The sequence below is a fragment of the Lentibacillus halodurans genome (genome assembly GCF_900112045.1).
GTDB classification, from domain to species: Bacteria; Bacillota; Bacilli; order Bacillales; family Amphibacillaceae; genus Lentibacillus; species Lentibacillus halodurans.
The window spans coordinates 154,016-175,424 of the sequence record NZ_FOJW01000009.1 but is presented as its reverse complement, the minus strand read 5'-3'; the positions used below and the strand labels follow the sequence as shown (position 1 = coordinate 175,424).

The 21,409-nt window shown below is 34.6% G+C and carries 15 protein-coding genes; all 15 read right to left on the bottom strand.

The genetic code is table 11. From position 1 onward, the window contains the following. Positions 1-189 precede the first annotated feature (189 nt). The gene (locus BM195_RS12290) at positions 190-462 is read right to left on the bottom strand and encodes an EscU/YscU/HrcU family type III secretion system export apparatus switch protein (RefSeq protein ID WP_090238586.1); all 273 of its coding nucleotides are present in this window, start codon (positions 460-462) and stop codon (positions 190-192) included. After that, entirely contained in the window at positions 459-2,237 is a 1,779-nt protein-coding gene (locus tag BM195_RS12285) for a hypothetical protein (protein WP_090238583.1), read from the bottom strand. Before BM195_RS12285 ends, BM195_RS12290 begins: the two co-directional genes overlap by 4 nt. Positions 2,238-2,513: 276 nt before the next feature. Further along, on the bottom strand, positions 2,514-3,071 hold the full coding sequence (locus BM195_RS12280; protein ID WP_090238580.1) for a ribonuclease HII: 558 nt from the start codon (positions 3,069-3,071) through the stop codon (positions 2,514-2,516). 1,249 nt (positions 3,072-4,320) lie between these two features. After that, entirely contained in the window at positions 4,321-4,770 is a 450-nt protein-coding gene (locus BM195_RS12275; RefSeq protein WP_090238576.1) for a DinB family protein, read from the bottom strand. A 139-nt stretch (positions 4,771-4,909) separates the two neighbouring features. Next, positions 4,910-7,735, bottom strand: a complete 2,826-nt coding sequence (locus tag BM195_RS12270) for a TrlF family AAA-like ATPase (RefSeq protein WP_090238573.1) — start codon at positions 7,733-7,735, stop codon at positions 4,910-4,912. A gap of 269 nt (positions 7,736-8,004) precedes the next feature. Continuing rightward, positions 8,005-8,358 carry a VOC family protein gene (locus tag BM195_RS12265; RefSeq protein WP_170848246.1) on the bottom strand — a complete coding sequence of 118 codons (354 nt, stop codon included), beginning with the start codon at positions 8,356-8,358 and terminating at the stop codon, positions 8,005-8,007. A 552-nt stretch (positions 8,359-8,910) separates the two neighbouring features. Next, positions 8,911-9,501: a hypothetical protein gene (locus BM195_RS12260; RefSeq protein ID WP_090238567.1), complete on the bottom strand. Its 591-nt coding sequence runs from the start codon at positions 9,499-9,501 to the stop codon at positions 8,911-8,913. A 262-nt stretch (positions 9,502-9,763) separates the two neighbouring features. Continuing rightward, positions 9,764-13,531, bottom strand: a complete 3,768-nt coding sequence (locus tag BM195_RS12255; protein WP_090238561.1) for a hypothetical protein — start codon at positions 13,529-13,531, stop codon at positions 9,764-9,766. A 240-nt stretch (positions 13,532-13,771) separates the two neighbouring features. Beyond that, positions 13,772-14,845 (bottom strand): PIN domain-containing protein, encoded by a 1,074-nt coding sequence (locus BM195_RS12250; RefSeq protein WP_090238558.1) that lies wholly within the window; start codon positions 14,843-14,845, stop codon positions 13,772-13,774. A 457-nt stretch (positions 14,846-15,302) separates the two neighbouring features. Beyond that, positions 15,303-15,761, bottom strand: a complete 459-nt coding sequence (locus BM195_RS12245) for a hypothetical protein (protein ID WP_090238555.1) — start codon at positions 15,759-15,761, stop codon at positions 15,303-15,305. Between the two features lie 84 nt (positions 15,762-15,845). Then, positions 15,846-16,214 (bottom strand): hypothetical protein, encoded by a 369-nt coding sequence (locus tag BM195_RS12240; RefSeq protein ID WP_090238552.1) that lies wholly within the window; start codon positions 16,212-16,214, stop codon positions 15,846-15,848. A 309-nt stretch (positions 16,215-16,523) separates the two neighbouring features. Further along, positions 16,524-17,741 carry a tyrosine-type recombinase/integrase gene (locus tag BM195_RS12235; RefSeq protein WP_244535753.1) on the bottom strand — a complete coding sequence of 406 codons (1,218 nt, stop codon included), beginning with the start codon at positions 17,739-17,741 and terminating at the stop codon, positions 16,524-16,526. A gap of 64 nt (positions 17,742-17,805) precedes the next feature. Then, positions 17,806-18,198, bottom strand: coding sequence for a hypothetical protein (locus BM195_RS12230; RefSeq protein WP_090238547.1), 393 nt, complete (start codon positions 18,196-18,198; stop codon positions 17,806-17,808). After that, positions 18,198-19,193 carry a helix-turn-helix domain-containing protein gene (locus tag BM195_RS12225; RefSeq protein ID WP_090238544.1) on the bottom strand — a complete coding sequence of 332 codons (996 nt, stop codon included), beginning with the start codon at positions 19,191-19,193 and terminating at the stop codon, positions 18,198-18,200. The genes BM195_RS12230 and BM195_RS12225 overlap by 1 nt, the downstream gene beginning before the upstream one ends. Further along, on the bottom strand, positions 19,168-21,408 hold the full coding sequence (locus BM195_RS12220) for a site-specific integrase (protein WP_090238541.1): 2,241 nt from the start codon (positions 21,406-21,408) through the stop codon (positions 19,168-19,170). Before BM195_RS12220 ends, BM195_RS12225 begins: the two co-directional genes overlap by 26 nt. Position 21,409: the final 1 nt, after the last annotated feature.

Genomic DNA, 21,409 nt, shown 5'->3' with positions numbered 1-21,409 from the left:
TCCCATCAAATTTCACTGCATTCCTATTGTATAAAAAAACGATAGATTTCACAAGAAATAGCGATTTATGGCAGATTTTGCCCTGTTCACTGCTGCAACCGTCCCCATATCGAAAAAGAAGCATGCGTTTTTTAAATACGATGCCCCTTTTTGGGTTTTTCAACGATTGCAGGTATAAACAAAAAGTAGTTAAGAACGATCCATGCGCTGATCAGTCTTGTATACGAAAGCAAATACTTCAGCAACAGCCTGATATAATTCTTCAGGTATTGTTTCATTGATGTTCAGTTCGGCCAAAAGTTCAACCAGCGATTTATCTTCCTGCACCGGAACATTGCTTTCTTTAGCTTTTTGAATGATCGCTTCTGCGCTTAAACCCTTACCTGATGCTGTCACTTTCGGAGCCTCTTCACGATCCTGGTCATACCGCATTGCAACGGCTTTCTGACGTTTTTCTGTCATATACGATAGTCAACTCCCTGATAAGGTTTTTGATACGTTTTTCTGATGGTCTCATTCGCGGATTGATTTTTGTCATAAATCGGTTTAAATATTATCGCCGAAAGCTGATAATCAAGTGAACCAAGCCCTTCCTGCAACATGGGCTTAAATGCAGCCGACTGTTCTGTCAGATTATCCCGATCATTGAATATGGTTATCGAGACATTCCGCTTTTGTATATGCATATCAATAATGGTTTCGTTTAGATTAGCAAAGTCCAGATAAAATAATATACGACAGGAATCGGGATTGATTTTCCCGTCTTCTGTTTTATGCCCGGAAAAATCCAGCTGGAGATCGTCGGGCAAGCCCAATTTTTGTCCAGGCACTTGCAGATGTGCCTGAATGACATTCGCTGTTTCATGAACCGATTGTAGCTGCATGCCATTCAGGAAATGCAGGAGCTGCTGTGAGCGTTCACTAACAGCACCATCGTTTTGCTGAACCAATTGCAGCAGCATAGATTTAATCGTATTCTGCTGCTCATGGAACTGATTTTTTGCAAGCTGATTTTCATAGGTTAGGCCGGTAGATTGCAGTACTTGCTGGATCTGACTTAAAAATTGTTCTTTTGGTGAAGAAAAAAGAAAGGTATTTTCGGTTTTTAACGGTGTCAGCACATTTTCGATGGTTGTATATGTTTGGCTGCCGGCCATCGTCTGCAATGTTGTCAACAGCTGCTGCAACTGAACAGGATTGTTTTGGATAAGTTTGGCAAAATGCTCATGTTGGGCACCTGACATGAGTGGCATGAGTGATTTTGTAAGCTGCTGTTTCAATTGCCAAAAATCCTGTCCCGATATCGATTGCTTGTTCAGTGCAGCGTTTTCGATGGTTGATGACCACTGCTGCACGAATACCTGGGATGCTTTCCTGATGCGGACACCATTTTTTTGCAGCGCCTCAAGAAGCTGCAGCGCTTCACTACGATTCAGCTGAAATGGCTGTTTACCATTGATGCTGCCATCTTGTCTGGCGGATGTCGTCCATTCAGCTTTCCATTTGGAAAAATCCACGTGTGCATCAATAGCGCCAGCAACCTTTAAAGCCTGAAAAAGCTGTTGGTTATTGTTGGATGCTTCGGTCACGATTTGCTTAACGAGTGTACTATTGCCTGGTGAAGGCTCCAGTATCTGATTGATACGGTGCATGAGATTTTGCTGCAGACTTGTCTGGTCAGGCGTCTGTCTTAGCTGATTCAGCACTGATGTCATTTGATCGGTCATGCCACCAGCGTTTACAGAAGCTAATGCCTGATAAACCATATCGGTGATAGGCAGTCCGGATGAAATCATGCCTTTAATAGTTTGTTGTGCGGTCTGCCTATTTTTAGCACTGTTCAATAACTGGAAGGCCCTTTGCAGCTGTTCTTTGGTAAAGGGAATTTTTTCTTTGATCAACGCCTGTAATAGGGCGACATTCGACCCTGAAGTTTTCATCCCTAGTTGCTGCAGTAATGCCATCATGTTTTGGGAACTGTGATTTTGCAACTGTTCACCGATGACACGCAAATGAACAACATCATCTGACGGCTGCACCTGAAAATGGTATTTCCCGCCAGCTGACAAAGAAGCTTCAAGCTGCGCAATCACCTTTTGTGTGCCAAGCTGGATTTGCGCCTTTTGATTAGGGTACAGTTTCATAATTTTACCCTGAATAATTTGACCGGGTCTTAAAACCTGCGGCGATTTGGCAATATTAGATGTTTTCCCTGACAGGAGCTGTTGTACGTTCATGAGACCCTCTCCCTATTTTTCCTGCTATACAGGTAGTACGTTCCAGCCTCTCGTTTTAGGGAAATCACTAAAACGAGCCAGATACAACTGCCTGTTAAGGTCCAATTCTGTTCGGGCTGCATGATGCAGATCACAAAGGCATTTGCAACACGACGCTGCGTATTTAGCCTTTGTTCTTCTTATTCAGTGGGGCAGGTTAAGATCGTGACGTCCTGTCGCAACACCGGCACTAGCACGTCCTGTGCGTCGAAGAATCCCACTGAATGCAGTTTCACTTTATTGACTGACGGCTTTGTGTACTGGTGAAAATGATTTCCTGTGATATGGTGAAACACCCTGTTCGGTCAGTGTGTCCAGATGTTGTTTTGTGCCATATCCCATATTGGACGCAAAACCATACGCCGGGTAGTCCTTATGTATTTCCTTCATTAAATTATCCCGGGTAACTTTTGCCAATATGCTCGCAGCTGCAATCGATATACTCTCCTGATCACCCTTTGTTATCGATTCAGACGTACAAGACAGCTGATCTAGTGACACTGCATCAATCAATATATGATCCGGTGCAGGATTAAGCTGCCAGATTGCATTATACATGGCCAGTTTCGTAGCTTCATAGATATTGACCTGATCGATTTTTTGATTATCGATCATGGAAATCCCATAACTCACAGCTTCATTTTTAATGATTGTAAAGTATTCATTCCGTGTTTCCTCATTTAATTGCTTGGAATCATTCAGTCCAAGCAATTTAAATTCCCGCGGTAAAATAACTGCAGCTGCAACAACCGGTCCTGCCAGCGGTCCGCGACTTATTTTACTTTTTAAACTCATGCATATATCGGGTGACTAGACCAAAACATATGATACCACAAGATTTCAGCTTATCTATCAATTAATTTTTGTCTAAGTACCTTTAATCCAAATATGTCTAAGTATAACCACCTGAAATCAGGTTATGTTCTACGATTTTTCATACTAATTTGTATGACCTGTGTATATCTATTCTACCATATAATCTATTCCTTACATTTCCTAACATAGAGCTTTTTATTAAATTAATAACGTTAAACAAAACATTTATGTTATTTATCGGCTCCATAAACTTCGATTTTACTTCTGGTCCATCATGAAATCATGGAAATGCCCTCTCCTTTTTACTACCCTTCAATTCAAACGCATCAATCTATTTTAAATCCTTCATAGAATATTAATTATTTTGATTGCTGACCCTCAATTTAAACATCTTGCCCTACTAGAAAAAACTTCTCTTAACCATTATAACTGTTTAGTTTGGGGTCACTTTCATTTATATATAAATTTTTTCTTCTATTATATATCATTATCTCTTCCGCACAGACTTTGCTTTTCTGATTTTTGTTAATTTTAATGAATAAATAAGTTGAAATGAATAAAGCCCGCCAAAAGGCAGGCTTATAATCCACTTTATATAGTGGAGTATTTATGGCCCTTGTGTCCTCAATCCAAAAATTGGTGACGCTTGTCCTTCCTCACGAAGACAACAAGGGTTGATAAAAATATCGGTGTTCCATTTAGTAGCATCCAAATCACTCCTGAAAGTTTAGTTAATTCAAGTAAATTAGCGATATTGGTGGATAATAAGCCAGCCCATAGGATTCCGACAAACCATCCTTTTCCACTTAAATGCATTGACAACGATTTGAGAAAGTGTGGTACCGCCCCACAACCAATAAATTGGTAATCTTTATAATTAAAGAATAATACAAAACAAAATTATTTTCAAGTTGATATCACTTGGTAACCTATTTGTCAAACACTGGTACAAAAAAATAGCAGAGGTGGTAAAAACGCTGACCGTAATCACACCTGATTACGGCCAAAAGAATGTACCGCTTCTGTCATCTTTTTTACCAGTGATTGCCACAAGACTTACCACTTGTTGCCACCGCATTTACCAATGGGGTAATATTTAAAATAATGAAGGATAAAAAAGTCTATTTCCTCCTTTTTTCAGCAAGGAATTAGGCGTTTGGTCTTCAACAATCGCGCCCGTTTGCGTAAGATCGATGGCACAAATATTGGCTCTCTCTATAGTGTGCTTCTACCATGTATCTCCACCTGTAGGAGGTGGCCACTGATTCAGAAAGCGTCTGATAATCACAACTTGCCCGGAATGATAACTATTATGGGAAATTAACGAAAGAAGATGCTCCATCTGACCATTTGAAACGCCATGCTCGTTTTCTGCAAATCGTACAGCTTCATTTAAACCATCTGTAAATTTGTTAACAGCCAATTCCCAATCCTTTTTGGCAGGTGGTTTTACCTCTGTTGGCCATGTCTCTGAAGCATGTTTTGGCGATACTGTCTCTTCTCCCTTCAAAAGACGTAAAATATATTCTTGCCAGTAGATCATATGATTTAGAATTTGCCAGATTGAATGCTGGTTAAGAACCACCTCACCTGCTTGCTCGATGCCTAATCCATCGAAAATCGTCAATGTGTTAACGTGAGCATTTTCTCCGTATAATCCTTTGGTTAAATGGTTCATAGCTTAGTCACCTCTATGTAAAAACTACTGAAACATTCCATCATTATTAAATTTTTGCGCCCGATTGCTTAGGAACCCAAACACTTTATCAACATCTTAATTTTAAAAGCACAACAACCCATACAACACCGCCATATCATCACGAATTGACAACGGTAGTTTCTTCGTTAGTTTTAGTGAATAACTGCTTTGATTTTAATGAATATTTTTTCTCTCTTTTCTCAAAAGCATCTTCTCCTCCCTCAAGGATTTCACATACATGTTCTTTAATACCTTGATGGGTGAGAGTTTCACTACTTTCACTATCATAATTTACAACTCTAAAAGTATTCTCTAATGAACCGGAAATGTAGGAGAGACTTTCAGAATCGTTGTGGGCAACAATAACTTGATCAGCATCAGCATTAACTACAATATTTGCATTGTGTGTTACGACAATAATCTGTCTATACTCCTTTAAATCATTTAGGACCGGCATTAATTTATCAACTATAAACTTGTTATCCAGATCATCTTCAGGCTGGTCAAAAATAAATGGGTTGGAAAAAGGATCAGTCGCTAATTTTAGTGAAATAAATAATGTCCCACGTTGTCCTATACTCAACTCGCCTGGCTTTTTACCATAGTATTCAACCCTAGGTATTACTTTCAGGTATTTTTCTCTTTCGGTAGATGTGTAAAGAATACTGATTAATTCAGATTCCCCATCACCACTCAGAAACTCCGGGTAATAGTCCAGCAGCATTTCTAATGAAATATACGGCTTGTCTAAATCCAAACATATTATTTCCTCATTTGATATTAATTTTAAATAGTCCCGTTCATTACGTACGTTAAAGAATTTTTTTAATTTGTCTATCTTGGATTCATTATTAGCTCTAGCGGTCCTAAATTTCACACCATTAACACATTTTTCTATAACCTCATAGAATTTATCTTCATCAAAAAGAATTTCTCCGTATACATTTATCCCATCGAGAATTTTTTCTATCAGTTTTCTTTGTTTTTTTGTCCAGCTTGGGTTTGACTTTAATTCATCCCACTTTTTGTCTATATCATCTTTTTGTTGATCTAATCTATGTTTAAGATATTCACTAAATTTCTTCCTTCGACTAAGATAATCCGCCAATTCATTTCGTTTTTTTTCATTCAATTTTAACTTATCGTCGTGTTTTTCTATTTCGTCTTGAAACCCTTTGACTTTACTTAGCAGAGTAGATATATCACCTTCTAAGCCTTTCTCTCTAAATTCTTTCTCAATCTGATTGTTCTCTTGACTCGAATTTTTTAGTGAGTCTTTGATTTTGTTTTTTAAGTCTTCAATAGACTGTACATGGCTTTTTAAATCAATTGTATCAACAGTTATATCGAATTTATTTTCGTTCAACTTTTTAATTTTATTGTTTATATGTGTCTGGGTTTCATCAATGTATTTTAACAGCTCTTCTGTTTCTTCTTTTAATTTAATACTGATATTGTTACTTTTATTATTCTCAGTATATTTTTCAATTAGCCTCCTATTCTTCTCATTAGTTATACTTTGTATTCGCTTTTCATAATCTGATTTCAAACGGCTATTGTAATCATTTGAATTTATTCGATTTCCCTCTTCATCCTCTGTAAAAAACCAATCCTTTAAAACCTTAATTTCGGAGTTTATATTCGAAATTGTTGCTTCTTCTCCTTCTGTTAAGGTATTGGAGTGCAACAATAGTAAACCAAATATTGTTTGTCCTAATTTTTTCGGATCTTCGACTATGGATTGAACCTCACTTTGACTAACATGAGTATATTCTAAAAAATTATTTTCACTATTACCTGAATAATACTCACTAAGACTACTATCTTCATGGCTGTATACAATTTCAAAATCCTGTAAGGAATTCATTTTTGTTACTCTTTTAGTAAAATCCGTTTTGTTAAGAGTTTTCGCAATAGAATCTAACAAAAGGCTCTTTCCTGTTCCACGTCCCCCGATAATTGCTACCATATCCCTGTTGAGTGACAAATCACACTTCTTAAAGCTAACATCTTTATCTTCAAATATTTTGCTTTCCGGTATTCTAATCTCAGAAAAATAGGGCTTTAAATTATCATGAATAGGGTTATTATATTGTATCTTAATCCTTTTTGGCTCATGGGAAATCTGTTTTAAACCTTCGAAAGTTGGATCAGCTTTAATCCATGTGTTACAGCTATAATTATCAAAAGTTGTTAAATCATGGATGTCCAATGAATGAAAAAGACTTTTTGTACCAAACGCGGATAAAGTATCCTGCTTCTTAGGAATATCCTCAAGCTTTGAGGCAGTAAATATTGCATCAACATTGTCATATAAATTTTGCTTCAAAGGCTTTACTTGGTTACCCTTATCAGTATTAACCCATTCTTTAAACCCAAGAAACAGGAATACTTCTTCTCTCCACCTATCTCCCTTTATTAATTCAAAAACCTCTTCTGTTTTAGGACAGTGCTCTTCAAAACCTTTTTGCAACGTTCCATCACTTGACGCTTCAACAAAGCTTTTACGACTAAGTGCTTTTGTTGGGTGATGCCTACTAAGATTCACCCTAGATATAAACTCATCTTTAATGTCCTGCACTTCTGCTTTATAATTTTCCATTTCTACGTTGAATAAAATATGTAAGTTAGTCTTTAAAAAATTCTTGCCATTATTTGTTCCAAAGGTATCCACCCTAAACTCCAAAACGGGAAGAATAAGTTCTAAATTGGACATTCGACCTTTATTAATTTTATAATCCATAACTTTCTCATATCCATCAATAAAGTAATAATCGTTTATGCCTACCACTTTTACTGCTTCGGGAAGTTGTTCTAACTTAGATATAAACTCCTCCCAAACCTTGTCATCGTCTCCCCCGTAATTATTCTCGATTGATTTAGGGGTGTGAATATGTAAATCCCATATACGCCAGTCAGCCCCTTTTGGATAGATAACACTCATAGGAAACTCCTCCTAAAATGACAATATCATTGTAGTTCTTTAATCATGAATTTTCTATCGATTATATTACTCCGCCTCCCATCTTAGGTATTTGACTTTTTGGCTCTATATTTCACTTTCTCCAATCGGTCTAGCATTAATTTTAACATATATTATTCAACAAAATGGCCCTTTTCCGCAGGATTCGGAATTGCGCCCGCTTTCGGAACATGGTTTTCTATCACCAGTACTGCAGTATGTAATTCCCTTATAATATTAAAACGAGAAACCTATTCCTGTCCGAAGCCAAGTTCGTTACCATCCAAATCTTTAATAGTAAATTTCCGACTGCCATATGGAGTATTGAACAATTCCTCAACTACTTCAACTTCAACTTTATCTTTAATCTCTTCCCAAAAAGCGTCAACATTTTCTACCTTAAAATTAAATCGCCCACGCGAAGGGAATTCATCATGTTCCATAATGGAAAACGTTGCCCCTTTATCAAATTCAAAATGAGCATAATTCGGATTTTCATGTGGCCAATAACCAGTTACCTTTAACCCCAAGGTCTCCTCATACCATTGAATAGACTTTTGCAAATTTGAGACATTCGCCCTTACTTGTTCCAAATAAATATTCAAAACAATCCCCCTCGTAAATTAATCTCTTTGTTCTGTATTGCTGCCGATTTACTCAAAATAATTATGTCAAAATTTCGTTATTTATACAATGAGTTATTCCATTAACTGGCCCGATTGTTGAAGACGTTTCTTATTTAAAATCAATCAAATTAGTACAACAAGTATAACATTTATAATTCAAAATACGTATGGCTTTTAACTTAAATCAACCAGAAGATGTGGTGGTAATTATCTGTCATTTACTGGTACATTTCCTTGGCTGAAATCATCACACCAGAGAAATTGGCATTTTGGAATTTAAGAAGGTCACATAATCAGATGGCAATGACTGGATTGTGAACGGGAATGAGAGCGGGAGTGATTGGAAGGACAGAGCTACGATATTGCCATTTTTCAACATTCAGAAAAGCAAAGGAAAAAGAAAAGCCCTTCAGAGATTTTTATCTACAGGACTTAACTTCTAGTCAAAAACTTCCATTTGACATTTTTATGCAGTGACTACAAGCCCCCCCTTTTCCTTTAAAGGGGGATAACAATCACCAAAAACTATATTTAAAAATCATTAATTATATTATTTATTTCATTTGTGATTTCCATTTTATAAACGTTTATATCTCTGTTATCAATCTTTATATCTGAAACATTGTTGTTAAAAATTGCCCCGTATAACGTTAGTAGAAATCCTATAAGAGTTACTGAATCTAAGATAATCTCTTTGATTGACTTTGAAGTATTCCCCTGAACATTCCTATTAAAATTTTCAATATGAATGTATGGGACTGAGTTGAATTGATTGTTAATTTGTTTTAGCTTCTCCCCGAGGATATTTAAAACTAAAAAATGTTTTTTGTAATCAAACGTATTACTACTTTCAATATAGTCATCTATTAATACTTTTGTGAATTTATCACTGTTAATATTTTCAAATACAAGGTTTACTAATTTCTTTAAATGTTCTTTAACATATGCCGCCTCTGAAAATTTCATAACAAAATCAGACGGTATTTCTACATTAGAAATATTGCGCAGATAATCAACTGAAGAGATCTTTGAGCTTAACTCTTTTAAATCTGCATTAATTTCCTCCACACTTTTATTTTCATTAATCCTACTCATAATTAAAGTCTCTAAACTTTTTCCCATAATAACTCCCTCTTAAAAGATATTATATCACAACATATGGCCAAAGACTTTTCCCAAATACACTTAGCATCATCTAGAGAAATGATTTTCCTCCTATATACAACTAGATTCCTTTATATCTATTACAGTTCAAATTACACATACCAAGGGGAAAAGTTAAAACAACAGACAATCCACCCCAAAGCCCACTTTTTTCTGATCGTTTCTCTTCATTTATGAAAAAAAGAATCCCCTACTGAGAGCAATCTCAAAAGAGTAGTCTTCAAATCTTCCACTTACTCGTCATTTTCACATCTACATAGAGGTGTATTACATAAATCTCATTTCCCATGTCAGAAAGATGCCTTGTGTAAAAACTTGGCAATTGTTGTTCTTCAAGATATGGGAATAAATCTAAGATATTCCCATTTGCTTTAACTGAATAACTGCTATCATTCCATGAAAGCACAATATCTTTATACTTCTTCCATAACGTAGATGGGCTATCACTAAACCCCCAATTGATGAGAAAGTAAAAATGGGCATCACCTGCGTCGTATCGGAACAGCTTTTGAAAATGAGATAGAATGTCTTGCTTATTCGCATATGAAAGGCGTAAACCTTCTATAATTGTTAATTCTCGATTATTACCGTCGTAAATGACAACATCACGCTCTCCTATACCACCCTTCGCATTCGCTTGATTTCCTGTAAATCCTCCACGGGGTTGAGTTGAAGCTGTCCAACCAAGAGATTTAAAACTCTGATTTAGCAATATCGCAAGAATATCATTATAATGATCCTCTTCCCCTTGCTTTGGTTCACCGTTGTCTACATATTTTAATAAGGTGGGGGCCATCAATTTCATTTTATTACAAGCATCGAATAATTCCGCTACTAAAACATCCTTTACTTTAGCATCAGCTTGATTGAAGTAAGCTCTTGCTTGATCGTAAACAGTTAAACCTTTTATTGAAACCCTTGCTGATCCAACAAACTTCCAATCAACTGGAGATAAAGCCATTGTTGGTGCTAAAACTGTAGTCATTGACTCCTTTTCTTCTATTTCCTTTTTTAGTTCTACCAACATATCATTGTTACCATGCCTGTGTAATAAATCTTGTAACAGAAGATTTGCATGTTCCCAATCTTCCTGTTCGAGACTAACCTGAACAGCATATGACCCAACTTTTAAATTTGTTTTCAACTCTTCATCTAGGGAAGAATATACATTCCAAAAATCAACTTGATCTTTAATTAAGATTGACATATATAGTCGATTTTCCACCAAGATAGCCGCACCACTACGATTATTATCTAAAGAAATATCGGATTTATATTCCTCAAAAAGTTTACTAATCTTTTTAACATGCTTGTGGATTTCATTGGTATCTGTATCACTGGATTTAACATATTGCTCTAACAACCTAACATTTGCTGCAATTAAGTTAATTTTATAACCTATATTTTCAGGTTGGGTACTTATTAAGCCTTCAAAAGTTTTAATTGATTGCGCAATTTTATTACCGTCTTTACTATTTAAAAGTACTAATCCCTGATAAAATTTACGAACATCTTTGGTCTTTTTCCTGTTTTCTAGGTTCTCCGGAATTATGGCACTTAATATCTCTTCACCATTTCCTAAAATAAAGTTGGCACGCAGTCTCTCGCCAAACTCCCACTCCATCCAATCTATAAGATTTCTTTTCTTGACCAACTCTGCGTAACGGTCCATAATATCAATGGCCATTCTTGCTAACTCTTCATTTTCAGTATTCAACATTTCCCTTACCATATTTTGTACATCTGGCAGCATACCAATCGACTCTAAACTCTTATCAACCAAACTAGGAGTAATAGATTGAATAATAAATGCCTTATCCTTCTGTCTATCCATTGCATTATATAATGTACTTAATCGATTAATATTAACTTGATTATCCTTAAATTCACGAAGAGTATCTTTTCTCGTGTTATCAGCAAAGTTATTAATGGCTAATGACACTTTTTCAAATAAATAAGAATTTATATTACCAATAAATGGATTATATTCATAATGGGAATCAAATACATCAACTTTACCATCTTCAGGTTTATCAAATTGAAAATGCAGCAGAAGTCTAGAAAGCATCGGGTTAATAACGTTTAGTAATTCTTCATTTTTCAAATGTAAAGATAGATAAGATAGTAATCTTATGTGGGTTCTAATTTTTCCTATAGTCTCTCTTCGCTCTTTACTATATTTTTCATTATCTTGATCAACTAAGTTTTCAAATTCAGTAGGAAAAAGAAATTTCCCCCAATGTTCCCTTTCCATAACATAAATTTTGTCGGCTATAAACATCCAACCTTCTGATTCAACTTCCTTTTCTATTACTTCAATCCAGCGATCATATGGCTCTCGATTAGAAAAAGATTGAATATAATACCCAGCTATTTTTTCGGCAAACATATTAAGTATATTATTCTTATCCTCTAGATGCCCTTTATGAGCTTGCTCAAATAGCCACAGTCCAAATGGCCATAGTTCTTCCTTTAACGGACAATCGCTGTTGTTGTAAATAATATTTAATTTTTTTATCAACTCTGGCAATAAGTCCTCTAGGAATAAATCATCCGTTCTTGAGTGTCGAGGCATTTCCAGTAATAATTGTAAAATACTATTTAATTGACTTTTCCTTCTAAAATGATTTTTAGAAGAATGGATGCTAGGTTTTCGTATTTCACGATAAAACCACTCGACTAGCTCTAAAATAAAATTTGTCGCCTTTTTAGGAGTTTGCTTGTGAAGCTTATATGCAAGAAATGAAAGACCTTCATCCCAAATCTCCTTAGTTTTATCCTCTCGTATTTTTGATTCACTTCCACTTAGAATACCCATATTTTCTGCCTCATAGTGAATAAGTGCATACATACCAATTAAGGAAGCACCATCTTCAAGCAGTAGATATGGTATTATATGAGATTGATATTTGTCTCTTGATAGCATTTTATAAAAGTAAGGTCTATCTTTTCTATTGTTTATTAAACTCTTCACACGTAATTTTCCTCCATCATCATATCGGAGAACGATTGAAAAAATCACGTCTAACATTTGCCTTGGCCGATCCATTAAAATACCCGCATCAAAACTCCCAATAGAAGTAAGCCAATCCATTCTATCTAATTCTTTCTGCGATGAAGGAGAGTAATAATATGAGAGATCTGGCAAAATAGTCATTTTTTCAGGATATCTTGATAAACCCTCGACTGATAACTTTACCATTTCCTCTTCCCAGCCAATACAATCCTCTTCAGAAAGGAGTCTTTCAACGGCAGCATCTAGAAAGTTACTTTTACTATTGTTATTTATATATTTAAAGAAAGACAATCCCGTTCCGAAAACCTCAAAATAATTTTTCCACCATGTTAATCGTTCTGTAATGTTTAACGGTCCAACAACTTCTTCCTCCCATAACTTCGCTAGAAGAAATGATGAATAATGGGCAACAAAATTATGGCGACAATTTAAAAATAAGTCATTTTCATTTTCAAAAATAATTTCTTCTGATAAAAACCAATCTAATTCTGGTAGTTTCGGATAGTGTTCCCGATGCAAATCCAATTCTTTTGAAACAGAATTAAGTTTTAACTTCCTTTCATCTGGATAAGGAACTTGACTTAGTAACTGCATAAAAATAACTAATGGATTATTAGAAGATTTTTTTCTGGAATAAATAAATTCTTGAGGAAGATACCATCTATCCCATACTACTCGGACCCACCCATTTTGAATCACCTCATCAAGTGTAAAATCTATATTAGGATAATCCACGCAAAATTCTTCCCATATGTCGACTAATTTGTCATAACTGCGTGGGTCCTTTTCAACTTCACCTTTTTGTATCAAACGGAGAAGTAGAATATCCAATCCCCACTTCGATTGCACTTGATCAGCATCCTTATCTACTGGTTTATAATGAGACTTTCTATGTAAAAGCTTATTGAATAATTGGTTAACTACTTCTTGTTTTTGATAATCAAGATATAAATAATCGTAATTGTTCCCCATAAAATCACCTCTATTTCGGATGCATTTACTTCTTTTACTATTACGGTAGCAAACTCAAGATCACATGCTAATATTAAAACTAAGTAGTCTTAATTTTTGATCTAGCACGTCAAGTATAATACTGTAAAATGTTAAACCCCCGTATATTAACCTTTCTGTACTGATGCCTATTTATCTTTTTATTGCTACCCCAATACTTCTGTAAAATTAACACTTGGCAACATTAAAGAATAAAAGTTATTAACCGAGGTCAATATTATCTAAATCTAAGTCATTGATTTTTTTATCTTGGTTAATAGTAAGGGTGAAATCCATTGAAATTGGTTTTGAATCAGATCCAACATTTTGGATTTCATCTTCTTCAATAGCCCAAGTAGGGTTAAGAAAACCTACATTAAACTCAATATTAGCATCTAAAAATCCGGTAATGACAACTGTATCAAGTACAACTTCGACATTAATGTCACCAACATCAATTAACTCAATGCTAGTTGCATCAAGTTCAAAATCAACATAATCGGGTTTCATTTCATAATGGTACTTGGTAAATATGCGATCAGAATACATATGTAAATAATCCCATACTTCCTCAAATATTTCATCGCAACATTGCTCTTCTAATAAGTCCAAAACTACTTGTGGACTATTCTCAAAGTCTTCACCTTCGACCCAATTAACTAAATTCAATGTCTTTTGCAGTTGTTTTACCTGATCGGTGTTTTGAAAGAACTCCTGTGTATTTTTATAAAAAATAAAAGCGGTAGAATCTTCTTGCAAGTCAGGATGGATTTCACCATTTAAGGTAAAATCGCTCGTATTATTAGTGATAAAGTAGCAAGTACCAATAAAACGTTCTCTTGCTTTCGTGAAATTAGCATAAGTAAGCCAGATGATTCCATCACGAAATTCCTGCTTTTTATCGGTAAATGGTTTCTTACGTTTAATCGAGCGCTCAACAAGTTCAGGTAAGATATTATTATCAAAATCCAACACATTAATCAGGCCATAGTCCTCTAATTCTTCGTAATGCTCTTTTAATTTTAATACATACTCTCCAACCGTTACTTTCCAGTCGAACGGTAATCGCTCATTTTCCCTTAATATTTTCTTAATTTTGACTTCACTTTTTTCAATTTCCTTATAATACTTGGATAATTCCTTTTCGAAGTTGTTTATGATTTCTTTCTTTACAACTTCAGATATATAAATTGTAACGAAGTCTTTTTCAGCAAGTTCTAATAGAAGTTTATTATATATATTTTTATTCATAAATGGATCGGTAAAAACAACATTTGAATCTAGAAATATATTCACCTTTGACAACTCCTATTCCCATAGATACATAAATTCCCCCACATTACAGAGAGGGATAGTTGTTTTAGAACAATACGGAATGAATAGCTTACATTGCTAGTTAGCATTGAAATTATTATTCTGCACTTCGATAGTATAGTGAAAATGGCAAAGTAAACTTTACTAATTGTACATTTTTGGGAATGAAAGAAAAGGAAACGCCCTGCAGAGATTTTACTTTCTACGAGCTTTCCTGTCAATGAAATGCGAAAACCGTCCCCGTGTTCCAGAGAAATATCTTTTTCGAATGTTCACCTTCTACTCAAATGATTTAATTTACGTAGGTTATTATCCATTTATAAACATTATGACAAGATAACTAGGCATTGAGAGAATTTTTATATTGCTCTCACTTCCCAATCTGTATCGTATCTAGATGAAAATCCTATTCATTAAGGGAATCTGTGATTATATAAACTTATAGATTAAAAGGTTTTGAAGGAGGTGAATCATGCCTCCCTTCAATTCCTGTTAATTTATGAATGGTTTCCCTCAGAATTAAAAATTGATTTGATATTTTACCTATCCGTTCAAGTCGAATGGATTTTTTATAACCGTCTATAGAATTAAAGTAAATTTCTATGTCATGAAAGTATGGTTGTGAAAAATACCTTTTACCACGCTCTGCACGAACAAACTGATGAACGCTACTTACTTTATTAATTTTATCCATTGGGATTGTTGCAGTATCGTTAAATGTAATTTTATCTGCATAAACTTTAATTGTTACCTCTGCCTTTTGATCAAATCCTTCTATATAACTAACCTTTGAGAAGATTTTTAACAAATACCCTTGATTTTTCTTTTGTGTATATTCATATAACCTAATTCCACCAATAATTAAAAGTACTATTAAAAAACATAAGAAACCAATCAAATGATTAACCCCCACATCATTTGTTTTTATGCTATAAACCAACTTCAACTAACACATAATACAAACCTTTTCACAGCTCCTACATTAATCATTGGAATCTTCATCCGTATCTTCACCAAATACTTCATTGCTTGACAATTCTTGTTGATTATTGTTTGCAATTCCAGCAAGAACTGCTACCCCCAATAGTGCCAATGGAGTCCCTATTGCTCCTACTATCTTTAAGAGGTATGATTTATTGTCTGCATCTAATTTGATAGCCATTCTATTTATCTCAAGGTTCTGGTTTCCGACAATCATTCTTTCTTCCGGTGTTAGCTCTTTAGTATTGTTATCTAGAAATGTTTGCAAGCCTGTTCGCGTTGCTTTAAATAGTTGAAATAAGTGATTTGATGAGTTATTATTTGCTTCGGTAATTTTCCCCACATGCTCTATATAATTAGATGCAATCAAAGAAAAATCTCACTTTCAACAAATATACTTAAATATTTCTCCGCCAATTTATCATTTTGGGACAGTATATTTATGAATTCTCCCAATTACGTTCTTATAAACTATCGCTTAATTGTTTCTCCATTCTATTTTGAACTAATTTACTATCCATTACGCGTTTTTTGATTCCCAAAACAATTTTTCTCCAGAATGTTTATATACAGTTTGATAAAACTTAATGTCTTGGTAATAAAACCTCTTCTTTGTACACCTTTTGGGGCAACAATCATGCGAAATTCTTATAGATGAGTCCCTGACCTAAAAACATTATTACTTTTCAAAGGCATTAAGTATTTCTTTGTTGACTGGATCGTCCATAACATCCAATAACCCATTATGAAAATAACGATTTACCAAATGGACATAGTGTTTATATGTAGTTTCAATATTCTCATGCCCCATCCACTCACGCAATTCAGCATCGATTACTGCATTATAAACATAAGCTTTTCCTAGTAAATTGAAATGTTTTAATCTATCCAAAATAAAGTATGTTGCAAAAGCATGTCTAAACATATATGGAGTAATTTTCTTCTCAGGACACCTTGGATCTTGGGCTACTTTGTTAAAGTTGTCCCGAAGCATTTTTGGTGTAACAACCCTTCCATCCTCTGATAAAAACAACGCATTATTTGGCGGCATTTTACCGTTATTTCTTTCTTGATATCTTACAGCACGTTTAACCCGTTCGGGCATCCATTTCCTGCATATTACAGTCCAAACATCGGGTGGAAACTTGATATCCCTATCTTTTCCTTTTGATTCAAACCGAAACAAGATTTCTTTAAGAACTGATAACTCTTCTTCTCGATACCGTTTCAATCCGGCATTTAACCCTGCACCCTTATATGGTAACTGGAATAACTCTTTAGGTCTTAGTGCTGTTTTCCATAAAACAAGCACAATGAAGGCATATACAACATCATCAAATAATTCCATAATTTGGGGAATGTTTTCCCTGTGAATAAACTTATCTTGCTCACGGTCAACATGCATGGTTGACCCATTATCTATTTGAAATCGTTTTTCTACTTGTTTTTCCGTTTTAACCATAGATGAGCTACCCTTAATTTGAATGGTTACTTTCTTTAAATCCATTTTCCAATAATGTTTATATCCTTTCTTTGTTGCCCATTTAAAAAAGTAACTCAATGTAGCTATATAATCCTCAATAGTTTTGTTACTTGGCCTTCCCTTAATGTCCCTATTATTTATTAAATAGCCGATATAAGCGTTTATTACATCCTCATCTGTCATTTGCCAATTCGTTGCTTTGACTCCTTTATCATCTCGCCATTGAAGGAATCTTGCTAAAACTGTTGTGTATTGTTTAAGAGTATCTATGCTTCTAGACCTTTTTTGCGCCAATGCTATTGCCCAATAACTTGGGCCTTCTATAACTCGAAAGTCATCATCTAAAAAAATGGGAACAGTATCTTTAGGAAATACATCAGTATTTTTCAAGCCATCAGTATTAAATAGATGCATATTATCTCCACTACCTTTTCTAACAATTATGCCTTTTTGAGAAGATGTCAGCCGAATAAATCTATCAATCTAATCTTTCCAATTCCGATTGATATAAAGCAATCATCTTGTCAACCAGATCCATACTATCTCTCAGTCTTGTCAACTTTTCATCGTATGACTTAACAAACTCGTCTTGGTCAGGATATTTAAAACCTTCTTCCTGCAAGCATTTATTTCGTAACACTCCTTTTTGCAGTAACTCCCTCTCAAGATTTTTTAACATATCTTTAAGCAATGGATTTTGTCTCAATGCACTTTTACTAAAGCCACACTCTTCACATATATCTGATCTTCTTAACTTTACTTTACTAGGGTTAAGGTAATTGATCCAATCGTCTTGTTGATTATGTAACTCAATAAATTCCTTAAATGCCTTTACATTGTTAGCTCCTTTAATCCTTCCCGATTCAGACATTACGCGCCCCCCTCGATGATGATTTCATCAAATCCTTCTTTAACCGTAACCTCTTCAAATATCTCAGCAAACCTAATAATTATATCTCTAGGAATAGTAGTATTAACTCTAATCCTGCTCTCGTTCACATTTCTTTCTAAACACTCGCTCGTATCACACAAAACTCTCACACAAACTATTTTACAATCAGAATTTAGATTTCTTATATACTTCAAGATCATTCTCCTTAATGATTGAGTATGGTTTGTTCCATCAAAGTACACTACAGAACCTACATTCTGTGTTTTGTGGTCTGCAATCCAAGAGGATTTTCCACTTGCGAAGTTTCCGCATAATACATAAACGACTTTAGGTGGATAACTTTTACGAAATAAATTATTAAAATTCAATAAAGCTTCGTATGTTAACTCAAGTAAATCCAACTTACTAATATTTGCTCTTTGAGTTTCTGAGTAAACGTCAATTATTTCCTTTTTTACAAAAGGAACCATCTTGGTATTACGACCCGAATCAATTTTTAGTCTTTTAATTTCTGCTTCATAGAATTCACAACGATCTTTTAGTTCGTTTAACTCTATAAGAGTATTGGCTTCTCTTTCTATTTGTTCAGGTGTTTTTTTTGCTAGATACATATATTTATGAAGTTCATCAAGAAGTTTCTTGAATACATTGTCAGCCTGTCCACTTATGAAATCCAATTCTTCTTGGCAAGTTCTTAATTCATTTTCAAGTCGTTGAGCATCTATTTGCCATTTGGTTTGTTCATTATTTTTTGTCGAAGCTAATTTAAGCCATGAAGAGGGCTTATTGTTTTTTATGACATTACGCACCTCAACCCAGTCAGGGTGTTTAGAGTAAATGGTTGCACGACTAACTTCAGAGATTTCAGCTACCTCTGTAATCGTAATTTTATCCTTTCCACTTTCTCGTAGCGATGCAATCACGGAATAAACTAGTTTAAGTGCTTCATCATGCTTTAGTATCTTGTTTGCCATAATTACGTCCCCCTGCCTCCAAAGTCAGGAAATTTTCTTTTATGAGTTTAGGAAAACAACTTTTCACATAATCAATTCCTTTTAATTCATACAACCTTTCAACGCAATCTCTGATAGTTTTATGCGAAAAACGCTTCTGTTTCTCACTACAAAAATCATCTTTCAAAAAATTGTCATGAAATTTGATGGTATTTTCAAGGTCTTCTATAGAGTTGGCGGTGAATACAGACCAATTGCAGTCCGTAACATTGCAATTACAAGATTCCGGCGCTAAATGAACTAATCCAGAATGAGTATTTGTACAAATTGCTCCGAATGATGTTCGATGCAAAATGCTTAAACCATCCTGTAGTAAGATTTGAATATACTGTTCAAGACCCTCCCAACCATCGTCGTTCAATTTGGCCTTAAATATCGTTGATTCATCAACTAGTCTCTTAATCCTACTTCCTGCTTTACCGCCAATACATTTTTTGTCTATAGCCTCAAGTAATTCACTAAGTAACTCTTTATTTCTTTCTATAACAGCTAGTTTGATTTCTTCAGCCATACCGGGCATTTTCACGATATATGAAAGCGTCATCGCTAGACTTTGGTGAGAAAATAGTCTCCTTATAACACTAATGTTATTCGGATTTTGGTAAATCGCAAACATTGCAATTGTTTTACGAAACTGATGAGGATGAATGTGTTCTATTCCAAGGTCTTCAAACCAACGTTTAAGAAACTGATTGATACTTCGGGCAACAATCTCCTTTCCGAAGTTTGAAGTAGAACTAACCATCAGTTTCTTTGATCCCCCCCATACCCGAGCTTTATCTGTTAAAGCTTCTAAGCATTTAAACGCTTTGTACGCTATTTCCGGTACTGGAAGGACTACCGGATCGCCTGTAGAACCTTCGGATGTTTTAGGAACTGTTATGCTAATTCGAAAATCATCTTCAGACCCTTTAAGCTGCCAGCAATTACCGGCTTCTAGAAGATACATTTCACTATTACGCATTCCAGTAACCAAAAAGAGAATGACAACGCATGAATTTCTTAACTCCGTTACGAGTTCCATAACCTTCATCTTAATCTTCGATACATCATAAACAATAGCTAAGTCAATACTCTCTAATTCGATCCCTAGTTCCAAAGCTATATTTAATATTTCACTTTGCTTTATTTTCCAAATATTAGATAAGTAAAATGGATTATTCTTATTCCACTCAGGGTGATTCTTAACGGCATATCTAAGTTTGGTATTTAAGTCTTTACTCATTTTAACTTGACTATAGTCCTTGAATTTATACATTTGAAGATCTATTACCTTCAAATCCATACTTAACAATTCGTAAATAGCCTTCCCCCATTCAAAGGGTTGGGTTTTAGCAATATCTCCACCAGCAATAACAGGCCAAAGGACACTGTAGAATTTCAAAATTTCGGCAGAATTTTTTTCAATATTATCTATGCAAAAAGGCACTAACTCTGAAAGCGTATCAATTGATATAGGTAAATACTCGCCCTTATTATCCTCCGCATTTTTAGCCAGTTTTGAATACATATCAGCATCGAATGGTTCAAAATTCAGTCGATAATCCATAGGAATCAACTTGCTTTTAGATAATCCCACCCAGTGTTTAATTTGTTTAGCAAAGTCATAGATAGCACCAGAATCTTTCAAATCATTTTTAATGAATTCTGTAAAATGTTCTTTTGTTAAGTAAATAGTATTAGTAAAAGACCCATTTCCTTGAATATCAACAAAAAGCTTATGTTTATAAAGAAACTTTCCTAAACTTTGAAGATGCTTTAAAATTGCTTTCGATGTATTAAAAGATTTTACATTTTGTAGACAAGCATTTTGAGGTAAAGAATAAAACGCTATCATTTTGAGCAAACGACATAGGTATTTATTTTCATTTGCAAGCAGCGAAACGCCCTCTGATACTTCTTTGTCCCAAGAAAAAAAACAATCATCTTTATAAATTTGGCTTCCTTCTTGCCTCCAATCCCAAATAATATCTTTAAAGGTATTTAGTTTACTAACATTAAAATCTTGTATTTTATCAAATGGGATTTCTGATAGGCTATAGAAATTAACAGGAATTTCATCTATTTTTTCTTCCTCGATTTGAGAATTAACATCGTCTATCTCTTCAGCCATTAGCTCTGTTTTATATTTTTCTGCTATATGGTCAATAGCTAGTTCATACAGATTCTTCCCCATT

Excerpts from the sequence above, each read along its gene's own strand:
- BM195_RS12290 (WP_090238586.1), bottom strand. The coding sequence starts at position 462 with ATGACAGAAAAACGTCAGAAAGCCGTTGCAATGCGGTATGACCAGGAT.
- BM195_RS12285 (WP_090238583.1), bottom strand. The coding sequence starts at position 2,237 with ATGAACGTACAACAGCTCCTGTCAGGGAAAACATCTAATATTGCCAAA.
- BM195_RS12280 (WP_090238580.1), bottom strand. The coding sequence starts at position 3,071 with ATGAGTTTAAAAAGTAAAATAAGTCGCGGACCGCTGGCAGGACCGGTT.
- BM195_RS12275 (WP_090238576.1), bottom strand. The coding sequence starts at position 4,770 with ATGAACCATTTAACCAAAGGATTATACGGAGAAAATGCTCACGTTAAC.
- BM195_RS12270 (WP_090238573.1), bottom strand. The coding sequence starts at position 7,735 with ATGAGTGTTATCTATCCAAAAGGGGCTGACTGGCGTATATGGGATTTA.
- BM195_RS12260 (WP_090238567.1), bottom strand. The coding sequence starts at position 9,501 with ATGGGAAAAAGTTTAGAGACTTTAATTATGAGTAGGATTAATGAAAAT.
- BM195_RS12255 (WP_090238561.1), bottom strand. The coding sequence starts at position 13,531 with ATGGGGAACAATTACGATTATTTATATCTTGATTATCAAAAACAAGAA.
- BM195_RS12235 (WP_244535753.1), bottom strand. The coding sequence starts at position 17,741 with ATGCATCTATTTAATACTGATGGCTTGAAAAATACTGATGTATTTCCT.
- BM195_RS12230 (WP_090238547.1), bottom strand. The coding sequence starts at position 18,198 with ATGTCTGAATCGGGAAGGATTAAAGGAGCTAACAATGTAAAGGCATTT.
- BM195_RS12225 (WP_090238544.1), bottom strand. The coding sequence starts at position 19,193 with ATGGCAAACAAGATACTAAAGCATGATGAAGCACTTAAACTAGTTTAT.
- BM195_RS12220 (WP_090238541.1), bottom strand. The coding sequence starts at position 21,408 with ATGGGGAAGAATCTGTATGAACTAGCTATTGACCATATAGCAGAAAAA.